The organism is Trichodesmium erythraeum IMS101, assembly GCF_000014265.1.
In the GTDB taxonomy this organism is placed as follows: domain Bacteria; phylum Cyanobacteriota; class Cyanobacteriia; order Cyanobacteriales; family Microcoleaceae; genus Trichodesmium; species Trichodesmium erythraeum.
Map to the genome: position 1 here is coordinate 4,224,324 of NC_008312.1, position 15,647 is coordinate 4,239,970.

12 protein-coding genes are annotated in these 15,647 nt (G+C 30.9%); 5 read left to right on the plus strand and 7 right to left on the minus strand.

The window, feature by feature from the left end; all coding sequences use genetic code 11:
- The first annotated feature begins 198 nt into the window (after positions 1 to 198).
- Positions 199 to 1,008 (plus strand): DNA/RNA non-specific endonuclease, encoded by an 810-nt coding sequence (locus tag TERY_RS13065; protein WP_011612273.1) that lies wholly within the window; start codon positions 199 to 201, stop codon positions 1,006 to 1,008.
- Positions 1,009 to 1,329: 321 nt separating this feature from the next.
- Here the strand turns inward: TERY_RS13065 and TERY_RS27990 are convergent, their stop codons facing one another.
- The gene (locus tag TERY_RS27990) at positions 1,330 to 1,527 is read right to left on the minus strand and encodes a nuclease A inhibitor family protein (RefSeq protein ID WP_081432451.1); all 198 of its coding nucleotides are present in this window, start codon (positions 1,525 to 1,527) and stop codon (positions 1,330 to 1,332) included.
- Positions 1,518 to 1,733 (minus strand): nuclease A inhibitor family protein, encoded by a 216-nt coding sequence (locus TERY_RS13070; RefSeq protein ID WP_044136798.1) that lies wholly within the window; start codon positions 1,731 to 1,733, stop codon positions 1,518 to 1,520. Before TERY_RS13070 ends, TERY_RS27990 begins: the two co-directional genes overlap by 10 nt.
- Positions 1,734 to 2,089: 356 nt before the next feature.
- Between TERY_RS13070 and TERY_RS13075 the strand changes: the two genes are divergently transcribed.
- On the plus strand, positions 2,090 to 3,409 hold the full coding sequence (locus TERY_RS13075; protein ID WP_011612274.1) for a 3-isopropylmalate dehydratase large subunit: 1,320 nt from the start codon (positions 2,090 to 2,092) through the stop codon (positions 3,407 to 3,409).
- A gap of 1,202 nt (positions 3,410 to 4,611) precedes the next feature.
- Here TERY_RS13075 and TERY_RS13080 read toward each other — a convergent pair.
- The 3 genes from TERY_RS13080 to TERY_RS13090 all read right to left on the minus strand — a co-directional run bounded on the left by TERY_RS13080 (position 4,612) and on the right by TERY_RS13090 (position 11,900).
- Positions 4,612 to 7,971 (minus strand): ATP-binding protein, encoded by a 3,360-nt coding sequence (locus TERY_RS13080; RefSeq protein ID WP_011612275.1) that lies wholly within the window; start codon positions 7,969 to 7,971, stop codon positions 4,612 to 4,614.
- 1,295 nt (positions 7,972 to 9,266) lie between these two features.
- Complete coding sequence (locus TERY_RS13085; protein ID WP_011610086.1) at positions 9,267 to 10,304, minus strand: IS630 family transposase; 1,038 nt, start codon at positions 10,302 to 10,304, stop codon at positions 9,267 to 9,269.
- Between the two features lie 1,128 nt (positions 10,305 to 11,432).
- Entirely contained in the window at positions 11,433 to 11,900 is a 468-nt protein-coding gene (locus TERY_RS13090) for a CYTH domain-containing protein (protein ID WP_011612276.1), read from the minus strand.
- 45 nt (positions 11,901 to 11,945) lie between these two features.
- On the opposite strand from TERY_RS13090, the gene TERY_RS13095 reads away from it, so the two are divergent.
- Positions 11,946 to 12,458, plus strand: a complete 513-nt coding sequence (locus TERY_RS13095) for a gluconokinase, GntK/IdnK-type (RefSeq protein ID WP_011612277.1) — start codon at positions 11,946 to 11,948, stop codon at positions 12,456 to 12,458.
- A 72-nt stretch (positions 12,459 to 12,530) separates the two neighbouring features.
- Here TERY_RS13095 and TERY_RS13100 read toward each other — a convergent pair whose 3' ends face one another.
- Both TERY_RS13100 and TERY_RS13105 read right to left on the minus strand, forming a co-directional pair.
- Positions 12,531 to 13,031, minus strand: a complete 501-nt coding sequence (locus tag TERY_RS13100) for a hypothetical protein (RefSeq protein WP_011612278.1) — start codon at positions 13,029 to 13,031, stop codon at positions 12,531 to 12,533.
- Between the two features lie 494 nt (positions 13,032 to 13,525).
- Positions 13,526 to 14,509 (minus strand): PfkB family carbohydrate kinase, encoded by a 984-nt coding sequence (locus TERY_RS13105; RefSeq protein ID WP_011612279.1) that lies wholly within the window; start codon positions 14,507 to 14,509, stop codon positions 13,526 to 13,528.
- Between the two features lie 241 nt (positions 14,510 to 14,750).
- On the opposite strand from TERY_RS13105, the gene TERY_RS13110 reads away from it, so the two are divergent.
- Positions 14,751 to 15,014, plus strand: coding sequence for a LuxR C-terminal-related transcriptional regulator (locus TERY_RS13110; RefSeq protein ID WP_011612280.1), 264 nt, complete (start codon positions 14,751 to 14,753; stop codon positions 15,012 to 15,014).
- A gap of 173 nt (positions 15,015 to 15,187) precedes the next feature.
- Complete coding sequence (locus tag TERY_RS13115; protein ID WP_011612281.1) at positions 15,188 to 15,466, plus strand: hypothetical protein; 279 nt, start codon at positions 15,188 to 15,190, stop codon at positions 15,464 to 15,466.
- The last annotated feature ends 181 nt before the right edge of the window (positions 15,467 to 15,647 follow it).

Sequence of the window (15,647 nt, forward strand, 5' to 3'; positions counted from 1 at the left end):
TCAATATGCAAAAAAAGGGTGACTTAAATTATAATTGTAATCAGTTATCTTTTAGTCGTTTCAAGTCTTCAGACATAGAATAAATAGCAAATTATATTGAGAAAAGTTTTGACTATTATGTTGAATATTTATTTGATAAATATCTTCTATATAGATACTTCAATACGTTAGTAAGACTAACATTATAAAAGAGAGAAAATGCTAATATTACCCCGAAAAATTAATCTAGGAATCATAATAATTTTACTCACATTCAGCAGTGGATGTTCTCTATTCCTAAAACCATCTCCCAAAGTTCATATCACTTTAGGAAACCCAAGTAATGCCACAACTAATATGGAGAATTCAGATAATTATTTAATAGAAAAATCCCAATATGTATTGTCATATAACCGAAATAAAGGAATAGCAAACTGGGTGAGTTGGCAACTGAATAAATCTTGGTTAGGATATGTAGAAAGACAGGATGATTTTCGCCCAGATGAGAGTTTGCCTGAAGACTGGTATCATGTTAAAACTAATAATTATATAAATAGTGGTTATGACCGAGGACATTTAATTCCTTCAGCAGACCGAACTGCTAATGAGAATGATAATTCAGCTACGTTTTTAATGACTAATATAATTCCCCAAAGTCCAAATAATAATCGGGAAACTTGGCGGGAGCTGGAAGAATATTCTCGGGAACTTGTAAAGGCAGGAAATGAGCTTTATATTATTGCTGGAGGGTATAGAAAAAAAGGAAATATTGCTGGTGGTAAGGTGACTATTCCTAGTCGGTTATGGAAAGTTATAGTAGTTTTAAAATCTGGTGTTGGTGTGAGAGGAGTTGATAAAAATACTAGGGTTATTGCAGTGGATATGCCTAATTCTAATCGAATTAGAAGTGACTGGAAAGCTTACCGAGTTTCTGTAGATAAAATTGAATCTTCTACTGGTTATGATTTTCTTTCAAAAGTTCCAAAAGAAATTCAAGATGTGATCGAAAGTCGAGTTGATAATAGGTAAATAATAGGTAAATTATATCTCAATTTGAAAGGTAAAGAAGTCATAAGTTAGATTTATTTGATTACGTTTAATATAGATGTTTTGATTAGGGCGATCGCTAATTATAATTAAAGAGGAAGATATGTAAGTATTCAGCTATCAGCTATAAGGAAAAATTAGCTCCCAAGAATAATTAAAAGTTCTACACTGAAAAGATGACAAGCTTTATTTAGTAATTTTGAATTTCATGTATTTTTTTGTGCAGTATGACCAGGGAAAAGCGCTCAAGCTGAATACTAATAGCTGAATTTTTCCTTTAGTACGGGTAATAATAACTAATATTTAAGTCTCAATATAAACTGTAGCTAAACCAGCATAATTTCCAGTATTAGTCCTACCAATTATATCAATATAAATTTCAATTCTACCAACTTTATATACTTTTAAATCACTTAAATATTGCTGCATTTTCTTAACATTTTTTTGATATCTTTTAACCCTCTCATACTCTTTAGAATTATACCTAAAAGTTAGTATAATTTATAATTGAAAAAGCCATCAAATTCTATGACTTTAATTGAAGTATCCAAATAATATCTAGTAATTTTCAAAACAACTTCATTATCCAGTAAAACTTTTTCAGCCAATTCCCAGTTCAAAACTTCAAAAGGATAATCAAATTCACTCATCCATAGTAAACCCTTGAACGCTTCATCTAGGAGCTCAAAAACTTCTAAATTAGTCATAAAGATTTTCCAACTTTCTTCTTACTTCTTCTCTTATCAATAGTTTATTGAGGTAGAATATCTAACCTACATTTACTAACCCAACATTCAACAATTTTATCATTTCTCCAATAATACCTATTTATAATCATAATCCTAATGTTGCTTAGGGATAATCATATTAACTCTCAATAGCTACCCGTTAATATTTTTTTGTGAATAAGCGATCGCTATTTTAATTATCAGTTATCCCTTGTAAAATCTAGATTTCAAAACTGCGAACATCAAGTAATATTAATACTTAAGCTTTTTCCTTATTTTTTTGATTATAAGTTGTCTAAAATACAATCATAAACTGTAAAGTGGAGCGATCGCTTATGACAATGACCATGGTAGAAAAAATCCTGGCCAAAGCATCAGGAAAATCTACTGTTAACCCTGGAGAAAATATTTGGGTGAATGTTGATGTATTAATGACCCATGATGTTTGTGGTCCTGGTACCATTGGCATTTTCAAACGAGAATTTGGTGAAAATGCCAAAGTTTGGGACAAAGAAAAAATTGTCCTGATACCAGACCACTATATTTTTACTGCCGACGAACGGGCAAACCGCAACGTAGATATTTTGCGAGACTTTGCCCAAGAACAAAACATCAAATATTTCTACGACATTATTGAACGGTCAAACTTCAAAGCCAACCCAGACTACAAAGGAGTTTGCCATGTAGCCCTGGCCCAAGAAGGTCATACTCGTCCGGGAGAAGTCCTATTTGGTACTGACTCCCACACTTGTAACGCAGGAGCTTTTGGAGAATTTGCTACAGGTATCGGTAATACAGATGCTGCCTTTATTGCAGGTACAGGCAAACTATTGGTCAAAGTGCCAGCAACTATGCGCTTTATCTTGAATGGGGAAATGCCCAATTATTTATTAGCAAAAGATTTGATACTTCAAATTATTGGAGATATTTCTGTATCAGGTGCTACTTATAGAACAATGGAATTTGCTGGGGAAACTGTTGGACAAATGACCATGGAAGAACGGATGACCCTATGCAATATGGTTATTGAAGCGGGGGGTAAAAATGGAGTTATTGCTCCCGATGAGATGACCTTTGAATATTTGCGGGGTAGAACCGATAAACCATTTGAGTCATTTTATTCTGATAAAAATGCCGAATTTTATAGCGATCGCTCCTATGATGTCACAAAATTAGAACCTGTAGTAGCTAAACCCCATTCTCCAGATAATAAGGAACTTGCCCGTAACTGTCAGGATGTTAAAATTGACCGAGTTTATATTGGTTCCTGTACTGGAGGAAAAACTTCTGACTTTCTTCATGCAGCGAAACTTATTAAAGATCATCAAGTGAAAGTTCCGACTTATTTAGTACCAGCAACTCAGAAAGTTTATGAGGATTTATTTATTATTAAACATGATGGAAAAACTCTCTCAGAAATATTTTTAGATGCTGGTTGTATTGAACCTGCAGCTCCATCTTGTGCCGCTTGTTTAGGAGGACCAAAAGATACATTTGGGCGATTAAATGAACCGGAAATTTGTGTGTCTACAACTAATCGTAATTTTCCTGGTCGAATGGGAAATAAACAGGCACAAGTCTATTTAGCTTCTCCCTATACAGCAGCAGCTTCAGCTTTAACTGGATATGTTACTGACCCAAGAGAATTTATGTAAATTTCCTGTTTATGGGAGATGAACTTTTATGTTGTATCTTTGTAAATTAAGAATTTGTTAGTTATTTAGGAGTTAAAAGGTAGGGATAAATAATTTAGGAAGAAGCTTAAAAAATCCTTCAATATTCCCTATCTATCCTATTTATTAAAATATATCTTTTCTGGAATTAGCTCCAATTGATGAGACTTGATGTTGTATATTTGTGAATTGAGAATCTATTAGTTATTTAGGAGTTAAAAGGTAGGAATAAATAATTTAGGAAAAAGCTTGAAAATTTCTTCAATATTCCCTATCTATTCTATTTATTAAAATATATCTGTTCTGGAATTAGCTCCAATTATTGATATGCTTTTACATCCTCCTTAAGTTCAAATTTAAGTGAGTTATCTATGGGTCATGCCTGGGAAATATTTAGCTAAACTTGTTACATATATGATCAATATTAATATGATCAAAAAGTCGAATTATTAAAGGGGGATAAAAAGCGATGTCTATGTTCTTAGATTAAATAAACAAGTAGACAAAATTAATTACGTATTTTGTCAACCTAAATTTATTATACTGTACATCTCCCATAAAATTAGGCGAGGGTTACAATTAAGTTTTTAGTGGTTATGACGATCTGCAATTTATCAGAATTTATCTAATGACTAATTTTTTTTAATTGATTGATATAAACTATGTGAGTAATCTTGAATTTAAAAATAAATCAACATTAATATCAGGGTGTCGGTTAGCAATGCTCAAGCGACACCCTTACTAATATAATAATTATTATCATTTTTATTATTTATCATCATTTTTAATGGTTGCTTATATTCTTTAAATCCTTAGAATACAATTTTTTGAGGCATTGTTACTATGACATGTAGCATCCTAGGAAAGGTCAAAGTTCTTTTAGGCTTAGACTTGGCAGGAAAGCATATCTAATATCTGGGGAAGATATCAATAGAATTTTTATCAAGTGAATTAGAGTTAGTACTAAAAAAAAAGGAACAGAAATGAAAATTTCAGATTTTAGATTTATTTTACAGATATTTTATATCTATATCTAAATATCTATATTTAATCTTTAAGGAATATTTCCTTATTAACCAATACAGTTTGAATAATACCAAAATTCAGGTATATATAGAGCCATTATATGAGCTTTTCAGATGACATAATTACCAAAAAAAAATCCTTAACTAAACCCCATTATTTTATTCCCCATCTTTCAATTCTTCTATCAACTTAGATTCATCAAAACGCCGAATATAAAATTGTGCAACTTTGTCTTCTGGGTTGATTTGTAAAATTTCAATCATTATTTGTTTAGCTGTAGCAAACTTTTGTTGAAAATAAAGAAAAACTGCTTGTTCAAATTTAGTTTTAGTTTGTTTTTTTAATTCTTTTTGTTCTTCAGGATCTCCATCAAAAATTTCAAAAAGTCCAACGGCTTGTTTTTTTCCCTTCACTTTTACTTTATCAAGGAAACGATAATTATATTTATATGCTTCTTCCAGATTCAATAAAGTATTTTCACTAATTAAAATATTCACTCCATATAACTTAGTTAAACTTTCTAAGCGAGAGCCTAAATTAACAGCATCACTAATCACTGTACCATCAATTCTTCTCTCTCCTCCCACAATTCCCAACATCAAATCTCCTGTATTAATACCAATACCAATTTTAATCATTTCCTGTGATAATTTTTGACGTTCCTGATTAAAATCAGCCAAGTTTTTCAACATATTAATTGCTGCCTGAACTGCATCATCTGCCTTTCTGATAAAAATAGCCATAATGGCATCACCAATATATTTATCGATAAACCCTTCATTATCTAAAATGGCAGGTTCCATTCGGGATAAATAAGCATTAATAAACTTAAAGTTTTCTTCTGGAGTCATACTTTCACTTAAAGTTGTAAAAGAACGAATATCAGAGAACAAAATAGACATTTTTTGCTTAATACTATCTCCCAACTTTACATCTACAATACTCTCAGAATTCAATAATTGCACAAAATTATGGGGAACAAAACGATTATAAGCAGAACTTATTTTACTAAGACGAATATGAATTTTTATTCTGGCAAGTAATTCTTGTTTAGAAAAAGGTTTGATTAAGTAATCATTCGCTCCAGAAACAAAACCTTCCACCAAATCAGAAACTAATGGTTTTGCTGTTAACATAATAATGGGTAATTCAATATGTAAATATTTTTCCCGCAGTTTTTTTGCCACTTCATAACCAGTCATGTGAGGCATCATTACATCAAGTAAAATTAAATCTGGCATCAGGCCTTTTTCAATCATTTCTAATGCTTCAATTCCATTATTAGCTTCAGTAATAGCATAATTTTGTAAAGCCAAATTATTTCTAATAACTTGTAAATTAACTGGTTCATCATCTACAATTAAAACTGTAAAATCTCCCATTTCTGCTTCTAAATATTGTAGTTTAACGTCCTTACTTTTTGGTTCAAAATCTGTAACTAATGGTATTGATGGAGATAATGTAACTTGTGGAAAATTAACTACTTGAGTTTTAGAGATTGGAATAGTAAATTTAAACTGAGAACCCACACCTACTTCTGATAAAACGCAGAGAGAACCTTTGTGTAATTCTACTAACTTTTTAGTAATAGCTAAACCCAAACCAGTACCACCATATTCTCTAGAAGTAGAGCCATTTGCTTGTTCAAATGATTCAAAAATTTGATCTAATTTATCTGATGGAATGCCAATACCTGTATCACTAACAGTAATCTCTAATAAAGAAACGTTATTACTAGAGTTTTCTAGTTGATTTTCTAAGACTTTAGCCGAGACCTCTATTTTACCTGAGTCAGTAAACTTAACTGCATTACCAACTAAATTATAAAAGATTTGCTGAAGTCGATTTTCATCAGCATCAACAAAAGGTATATCATAACTAATAGAATTAATTATTTGTAAAGGCTTTGTACCAATCATGGAACTAGAAAGATTAATTACTATCTCTGCTACTTCTCTCACCCCTACTGGTTTTAATTTTAATTCGATATTGCGATGTTTAAGTTTATAAAAATCAAGAATATCGTTAATTAAATTTGATAATCTTTTGCCAGAAAAAATCACTAGATAAAGATTATTTTTAACCTCAGAAGATAATTCTCCTGCTACCCCATCTATTAATGATTCTGTAATCCCAATAATTCCATTCAAAGGAGTACGAAGTTCGTGAGATGTATTAGCTAAAAATTCGTCTTTTAATTTATCTAAATTTTCTAATTGTTTATTCTTAATTGTCAGTAAATTAAAGGAATTTTGTAATTGAAAAGCCATAGAATTAAAAGCTTTAGCAAGTTCCCCTACTTCATCATCACGATTAAGTTCAATTTTCTGATTAAATTCTCCTTCAGATAAGGCAGTAGCTACATCTTTTAGTTTTAAAATAGGTTGCACAACCCAACGAGATGTTAAGATACCAATTACTGTTGCTAAAACTAATGCCAATAGACAAAGTATAATCGTGATTTTAGTTTGTTTATAAATATTATCTAGAAAGTCTATTTCTGGAATTACTATTACTATTAACCAGTCTAAACCATACTGATCTTGGAAAGGTTTTATATTAAGAAATTGTCGTTGATTATTAATCTTAAATTGCAGATATTTTCCATCATTAATTAATTTATTTAAGTCAAATTCTGTGCTTAAATATTTGGCTGTAGCTTGAGTCAAATCATTATAACTTTCAATGGCTTGAACTCTCTCAGCTCCGTATGCTTTATTTATCGTACGAAAAGGCTTTTCTCCTGTAGAAGTTGCCACTAACATTCCCGAACGCTCAAGAATAAAAATTTGTCCAGTTTTACCAATTTCTAGACTCCCTAAAAAGTCACCAATTTGTGATAGATTAATATTTGTTAATAGTACACCCTGCAATTTTCCCTGGTCATTATAAAAAGCCTTAGATGCGCCAAGATAAGCAGTGAGACCAGCAGTATTAGGATAAATTTCACTCCAAGTAGGTTGACCACTAGCTACAGCAGCTTTGTACCAAGGTCGAGTGCGTGGGTCGAATTTAATACTATTTAATAGTTGGACTCGCTCACCAAATTGATTTGTGGAATAAGTTTCAAAAATATAATTGCTTTCTTGGGTTGAAATTCTCAGATGTAGAGTATCCTGAGTAAGTCTTTCGGCCCCCAAATTAACTTTATTTTCTAATCCTAATCCTGTAAAACCAAGAACATCAAATATTTGTAGTTGTTGCCAAAAGTAATTTTCTAATTGAGAAGTATTTTCTAAATCTAATTGACCATTACGAATAGTAGTAGCATTAATTTGATTAACCTGATGGGGAACACGAAGGTAAGCTTCTAAATTTTGTTCAACTCTAGCAACCTGTTCATTCAAAAGTTGATTAACTACATCATTAATAGCTCTTTGAGAATTTTCTATAGAAATATACCCTATTAAACCTACTACCCCAAATACTTGCACTATAAATGGTAGTATTAAAGTTGTACGGAGGGGAACTTTTCCAGAAATTTGAGCAAATAATCTACTCAGGTATTTTAAAGCCATAATGTTTATTTGAGAGTGGAATTACCTAGCAAACATATTTCCTCTAGCAAGGATATAATAGAGTTTGAGGATACTTCTTTGTGGGCAATATAACAACTCAGTCAAATATATTATAACTCTTCAGTATGATGTATAATATATAGTTGATTGGCATAAGACTTTTTTTACTTTTTACTGCAATGAATCAAAGGTTTCCGTACAATAATATCAATATCCAACTACCCAGTCTAAAATATCTTTTTTTTAGTTATGTACGGCTTTCCATATTCAAATATGACATTGGTGCATAGAAAGATGAAATTAACCTGTCAAAAGCTATGGATAGATTAAAGCATTCAAGTACCTAAGAGTAAAAGCTTCATTAGTCAACCTACCCTTTATTCCCAAGGCTATTTTATTTTAGGTTTTAGATACAGAAAAAATAGTTTAACTTTGTCTGAAAACCTTTAATCGTCAACTGTTTTTTTTATGAAATTATGTATATAAATATTTTAATTGAAAAAAACTTAAAAAAGTAAATTATCCACCAAAATATTAGTGTAAAATACATGGATAATGGTTAATATTAGTAATAACTATTTCTAGCCTTGTGTGAATAGATATCACATAAATATATTGGATATTTCACCTTAGCTAATCTATCAAGTATTATAGAAGCTTTTAATATTTATCCAAGATTACCATTATATTCAACAACCAGGGCAGAAAAAAAAGAGTGCTTTTTATTGACTTACTTCATCAATTCAATGAATAGTCAAGATAATTATCTAAGGATGATTCATTACAAAAGTGGGTGTATATTAATGGTAAAAATTTACGGAATATTGTTACTAAATTGAACGATAATCAGCAAAATTTTGTTAAAATAATTTCATCGTTTAATCGCAATAGTGGAATAATTTTAAATTTAAAATTATTGGGATCATAATTGTTAATAAATTAACCAAGCTCAATAATTTATAAGATCTTCCTCACTAAAGAATACTATTTTTACCATAAGTAATTTACATTGCTATCAAAAAAACTACTGAATTAATTACAATTACAAATAAAAATAATGATTATTTAATTGCTTTAAAAAGAATAAACCTACTTTATCTCGACAGATAGAACAGATCAGTAATAATCGCAATAAATTAATTTTTTCATGAAAAAGATCATAGTCATGATTGAAATACAGAAAGAATAATTTCAGTTTTTTAACCTGCATTAAGCATGGCTAATTTTTGGAAAAATGTTCAAAATTTTATTAAAGTATAAAGACTTTAATTTAGAGGTAAAATATTATAGCAATCCTAAGTAGGTTGCGGCAAAATTTCATACTGAAAAAGTTTTGGGAAATTGAATATTTGACCATCCGCAAAAAACTTAAATAGCCACTTAACTACTTTAAAAGAACTGCAAAGATGATAAAAAGTAATACTGAAATTTTTGGTTTGTAACCAAATATCTTCAACAGGATTTTGCTCCGGAGCATTGGGAGCAAATCTTGTACAATTTATCAACAATTCTTCTTCTGATAAGTATTGATTAATTGTCATTAAATATTCTCGAAATTCTTGAGAGTTATGGTAAGTTGCCCCATCCCAAAATATTGCCAATTTGTTGCCCGGTCTTTGCTTCTGCAAATATTTAATAAATTCAATAGTATTTTTAGTATTTCCACTCTCATATTCTTGCACAAGAAATTCCTTGGTTTTATAGTCTAAAGCTCCATAATAAGTCTGTCTTTCTTTTTCATTTTTAATTGCAATTTCTATTCTTTCATCTGTTTTTCCCCAAGCATAACCTAATATGTCTCCCCATAGAAGATGACATTCATCAATCATAAACACTGTAAGCTTTCCAGTTTCTATTTCTGGTTGCCATTTAGCTAAAAATTCCTCTATTTCTTTTCTTTTAACTTCTACTAATTCATCATTTTTAGCAGGATTCTTTTTTTGAGTTTTTTTCCAACTTATGCCCGCTTCTTTAAACAAGTTATAGTAACTTTGATTAGACTCAAAAACCACATCATATTGCTCCTGTAAGTAGTTTTTTAAATCTGATAACCTAAGATAATCTTGTGCTCTCAACCACTCAATTGTTTTCTCTTTTTCGACCGTTTTTAAGTAACCTTGTCTCCCTTGATACTGAAGCCTTAAACTTTCTACACCATGAAATAATGCTTGGTTTTTCCATTCACTAATAAAACTGTGAGAAACATTTAATAATTCTTTGACTTCATGGTAGGATTTTCCTGACAAGGTCATTTTTACGGCCAAGGCCCTTTTAATTTCTTTAGACTCTTTTGTTTGATTAATAAAATCATTTAGTTTATCTATAATATTCATTTTTTGTCTTTTTCTTAGATCTGTTATTCTTACTATTATATCTGTTGCGACCAATATGGGATTGCTATATAAATAAACTGTTTTTTTATATAAGTATTATAATAGAAATATCAAGTATTTTTTCTTCTAAAATTCGAGAAAATTGGAAGATATCAAATCAATTGCATTAGGTAAAATATTTCATTTTTCAGGAAAATATATCTCTAATTTATGAACATCAACTAGCAATAAACATATCTATTAAAAAAACTATCGCCATTCATTTAATAAGATTAATTTTTTTTCAGTAACTGAAGCTCGAAGATAGCTTAATAAAAAAAATCAAGGTTTTGGTTTTATTTAAATTAAATAATTCTACTGCCCCAAGAATTAAAATTATAGTGTTTAATAAGATTCAACGATTCAGTAAGTATTTATCCTTAATATTTCATTGAAATTTTTACCCCTGATCAAGGTAAATGAAGATAATTTTTATAGTATAAATATTTAAGCAAGCTACGGATTTTATACTATTTCTTATATCACTATTTTAATTACAGAATGTGGGCTATAAGTTCTTTTAGCTATAATTTGTCAATACTTAAATGTGTAGCAATATAGCTCTTGTTTAACAACTTATCCACTTTTTGACCCAATTCATAAAAGTACTGTGGTGAATTTTCTGACTCGAGGATTAAGATTAGTGAAGGGTATCTTGAGCCTGATGGCCTAGAATTATCTCATTGACACATTTCGGTTAAAGATTCATTTTTTAATCATTTTTATGACTTCATCATAGTAGCTCTGATGAAATTGATAACAGTCAATAAATTGACGAAAAAAGTTGAGGCAAAATTTTGTTGTGTTACCTATTGATTTCTGCTATTTTTAGGGATATGATAAAAAATATATTCTGAATACTTACCCATCTAACATCTCAAAAAAAATATTCTTATATTATTCTAAATTCATAGTTCAATTTACCAAAACTATAAATCCTAAGATCAATTTTTCCAGGGATTTTTCGATAAATTAGGATTAGAATATATGACAAAAAATATATTCTAAATACTTACCCATCTAACATCTCAAAAAAAATATTCTTATATTATTCTAAATTCATAGTTCAATTTACCAAAACTATAAATCCTAAGACCAATTTTTCCAGGGATTTTTCGATAAATTAGAATTAGAATATCTGTAATCCTGAGAAACTTCTTCTCCTATCCATTCAGGCAATTCAACTTTTTGGTTTTCATCATCAAGTTCAACTTCAGCGACAATTAAGCCTTCATTGTCTTGGACAAACTCATCAACCTCCCAGACTAGCTCACCATGATGAACCTTATATCTAATCTTTTCAATTAAACCGGAACTACACAAACTATTCAACATCTCTTCAGCATCTTCCAGAGGAATTTCATACTCATATTCCGCTCTAGAATTACCAAATGATGGTCCTTTAATAGTTAAATAACCTTGATCCCCTACCACTCTTGCCCTTAATGTTATACCATCTTCTGTAGACATATAACCTTGACGATAGACTTGTCCAACAGCTTGATTTTTCCATCCATTGCCTCTAACTAAAAACTTGCGTTCTATCTCAATTGCCATTTAAACACTTCAGAAATCTTGAGAATTAACATTTAATATTGTATAATGATTATAATCATAATGGGAGTTTCTGGTGCTGGAAAATCTACCATAGGAAAATTACTAGCCAAATCTCTAGATTGGCATTTTTTTGATGCAGACCTTTTTCATCCCAAAGCTAATATAGAAAAAATGAGCAATGGAATTCCTTTAAGTGATGCTGACCGAACTCCTTGGCTAAAAAGGATAAGAAATGCAATTAATGAATGGTTAGGAGAGCATAAAAATGTTGTCTTCGCCTGTTCTGCTCTTAAAAAGACTTATCGTAATTACCTTGTAACAAACACAAAAAATGTCAAAATAGTTTATTTACAAGGGTCTTTTGATTTGTTTTCCCAAAGACTAACAGCTAGAAAAAATCACTTTATGAAAGTTGAGATGCTAAGAAGTCAATTTGATATTCTTGAGGAACCAAGAGAAGCAATAATAGTAGATGCTGCAAAATCTCCAAAAGAAATTATCAAATACATTAGGAAAAAATTATATGATCTAAAATTTCTTACTTTTAGTAAGTCCTAGGTAGTAGGTGAAAAAGTTAATTTTATTAACATATAATCTAACACCTACAACCTAAGAACTAAAACCTTTCTTTTACTTCAAGAAACCTCTAGCTATTCCCATCAAATTATTTATATCAACATCTCCACCAGCATCTAAAAAACTACTTAAAAAATTATTAGATGCTTGTTCAGGATCTTGAGTATCGTTATTAGTTTTGAATAAATTTAGAATTACCGGAACTATAGTAGGCAGTAAATTCTGAATTTTTGAGTAATCAAAATCTTTTGTTTCAGATATCTTGCCAAGAATATCAGTAACTTTATCACTGGAAAATAGAGAGTCAACTGCTTCGGGGTTGGGAGTTGTGCCTGCAAATTTATTGATAATTTCTTGAACTCCTTCATTACCTAACTCTTCTCGTTTTTCCTGCAAAGCTGAACTTACATAATGCATAACAATTTGAATTTGGCTAGCACCTACTCCTTGAGTTCCGCTAAGTTGATTCACTATATCAAGAATATTGAACTTTTCACCAGTACCCTCTTGATTAAGATTATTGACAGCACCGACAATTTCATCGAAAATTCCCATATTTTTTTCACCCTAATTTAAATTGACAAAAAGTTAAGATAGTTTTGTAGTCTCACTGAACTATTAATATATTTTCCATGTTAGCTATTTGAGATATTCTCCGGCCTTTAGTTAGAGAGATTCTCCTGAAATGAGGATTCTTGGTTCATTGATTCTACTTAAATTAAACATCCTGAAATACTTAATTCATAGATAATCATTTTACCAAGCATTTTATCTGTTTCAAAAGCCTATAGATTTATGTTCTACGGTAAAGTTTAAAACTAAAAGAAACTTGGTTTTTTGGTACTTATTGTTTAAAGTTTTTGTATACAGAAACTAACAAAAATACAAAACCCCATAACTTTAGTTTTTAAGGTGAAGTGCCCTATTAATTAGATAACTACAGGCTCTTAGAGTAGTTGGGTATTTAATACCTTCCTGCTCTACCTACTCATAACACAAATGATAATAACACAAAATGGCCTAGCTTACTTAATGGCGAAACTTTAAAACTAATTTTTTGGTAAATAGCTACCTAAAAAGGCTTCTACTTCAGATTCAGTAGGTTGAGCTGTAACTGCTCCTAATTTAGTAGTAGTTATTGCCCCCACAGCACTAGCATAAGTAACAATTTGTTTTGCTACTCCTGGTTGCTGTAAACGGCGAATACCATATTGGCGCAATTGATGTATAAAACCTGCTACAAAGCCATCTCCTGCACCGGTAGTATCTACAGCATCTACTGAAAAAGCAGGTACTTTTCCTTCATTTTCTGATAAGTAATAAGCGCAGCCTTGATTACCGGCAGTTAATAGTAAACCTTCTACTGAATCTAATCTATAAGTAATTGCAGCAGGGTCGGTACAGTCAAATAGCCACTCAGCTTCTTCTAGAGAAAGCTTGACAAAATCGGATCTTTTTAAGATCGACTGTATCAGTGGTTTAGCATCATCAGGATTAGGCCAAAATGAAGGACGCCAATTGACATCTACCATAATCTTAAGATGATACCGATCAGCCAAATCAAGGGCCTGATAAATAGCTTGTCTAGTTTGAGGATAAGCTAGTCCTAGAGTTCCTAAGATTAAAAATTCACCATTCAAAAACAAAGATTCTGGCAGAAGTTCAGCTTTGAGGTAGGTATCGGCAAACTCTGTTGTTGTCTGTTTTCCAAAACCAGCAAATTCACGCTCCCCAGTTTTAGAACGTAAAACATATACTTTTCGTGTTTGTGCATAAGGATGTCCCTGAATACCTGAAGTATCTACCCCTATTTCCTGTAAAATTTGTACTAGTTTTTTACCTTCTGTATCCTCACCCACAGAACTAATGAGGGCAGCAGTTGTACCCAAATTGACTAAACCACAGGCAACGTTAGCAGGTGCGCCACCAGGGTAGGTTGTCCAAGACTCTACTTTATTAAAAGTTTTCTCAGCTTGGTCCGCTAGACAATCAAATAAAATTTCACCAAGGCAAATAGCATAAGGATGGGTCATATTGATTTGAGTCTTGTAAAAATATAAATCGGTAATAAAAAATTTAAAATCACTAATGATCTTGATGGTGATCAAAATCAAAAATTTATTGATATGTAAATGACAAAAAGAAATTTATTCCATTCTCTGGAGACTTTCCTGTCGTTTTAGCACTTAAATAGATTTCATTAACGTGATTTTTGTCAAGATATCCCTAAAATTATAATTAAGCAAATATACTTTCTGTATATAGGAAAAATTTATGACTCGTTGCAAGTCTAAAACCCATACGTCTCTTTCTGAGAGGGAGCTACAAGTTATAGAACTAGTAGCAGATGGGTTGACCAATGAAAAAATAGCCTCTCGGCTAGAAATTAGCAAGCGAACAGTAGACAACCATATCAGTAATATTCTCAGTAAGACTTCAACTCATAATCGAGTAGAACTTGTACGCTGGGCTTTACAGTGGGGTAAAGTATGCTTCAATAATATTAATTGTTGTAATGTCAAACAGCTAACTGAATAGTTGGTATATCTTAATAGTTAAGAGAATAAAGAATAGTATTACAATCTACCTCACTATCATCAAAAGTTATTTAAATAGCTATTATTAGGTCATTTTACCATACTAATAATACTAATTCTGGTAAGATATTTAGGGATTAGACCTAATATAGTTCTTCAATGGGAAATACTATAATGGAGACTGGGAAACACAAACAACAACGTTATCAAATTAGCTGTAAGGGACTTTCACTAGCAGTCTATAAAGAACTAGAGGCTCATTTACGCCAAGTAGGCAAAGTACAAGTGGGTTTATTTTCTCCTCCTTCCTCAGAGCTGTTTGACTACAACAAAAGCCAAGTAGGAGGATTATGGTTAGAGTATGCTGAAGATGCTGAGGATGCTATTCGTGAAAAAGTTAACCAAATATTATCTTATTATGAGGAAATCTTTGGTTATTGGGAAGAAAATTAGATGATAGTTAGTCAAATACCAGGGACTTTCATTAGTCCCACTGTAACCCTGATTTTTTAGTCATTTTGTTTTCATCTCTGGTTTCAATACCCCTTTAGATATTAAATAAAATTCTTAATTAGGGAATAGGGAACTAAGATTTAATGATCAATTAATCATGCTTTAATCCCACGCCAAAAGC

Excerpts from the sequence above, each read along its gene's own strand:
- TERY_RS13105 (WP_011612279.1), bottom strand. The coding sequence starts at position 14,509 with ATGACCCATCCTTATGCTATTTGCCTTGGTGAAATTTTATTTGATTGT.
- TERY_RS13080 (WP_011612275.1), bottom strand. The coding sequence starts at position 7,971 with ATGGCTTTAAAATACCTGAGTAGATTATTTGCTCAAATTTCTGGAAAA.
- TERY_RS13090 (WP_011612276.1), bottom strand. The coding sequence starts at position 11,900 with ATGGCAATTGAGATAGAACGCAAGTTTTTAGTTAGAGGCAATGGATGG.
- TERY_RS13100 (WP_011612278.1), bottom strand. The coding sequence starts at position 13,031 with ATGGGAATTTTCGATGAAATTGTCGGTGCTGTCAATAATCTTAATCAA.
- TERY_RS13075 (WP_011612274.1), top strand. The coding sequence starts at position 2,090 with ATGACAATGACCATGGTAGAAAAAATCCTGGCCAAAGCATCAGGAAAA.
- TERY_RS13070 (WP_044136798.1), bottom strand. The coding sequence starts at position 1,733 with ATGACTAATTTAGAAGTTTTTGAGCTCCTAGATGAAGCGTTCAAGGGT.
- TERY_RS13095 (WP_011612277.1), top strand. The coding sequence starts at position 11,946 with ATGATTATAATCATAATGGGAGTTTCTGGTGCTGGAAAATCTACCATA.
- TERY_RS13065 (WP_011612273.1), top strand. The coding sequence starts at position 199 with ATGCTAATATTACCCCGAAAAATTAATCTAGGAATCATAATAATTTTA.
- TERY_RS13115 (WP_011612281.1), top strand. The coding sequence starts at position 15,188 with ATGGAGACTGGGAAACACAAACAACAACGTTATCAAATTAGCTGTAAG.
- TERY_RS13110 (WP_011612280.1), top strand. The coding sequence starts at position 14,751 with ATGACTCGTTGCAAGTCTAAAACCCATACGTCTCTTTCTGAGAGGGAG.
- TERY_RS13085 (WP_011610086.1), bottom strand. The coding sequence starts at position 10,304 with ATGAATATTATAGATAAACTAAATGATTTTATTAATCAAACAAAAGAG.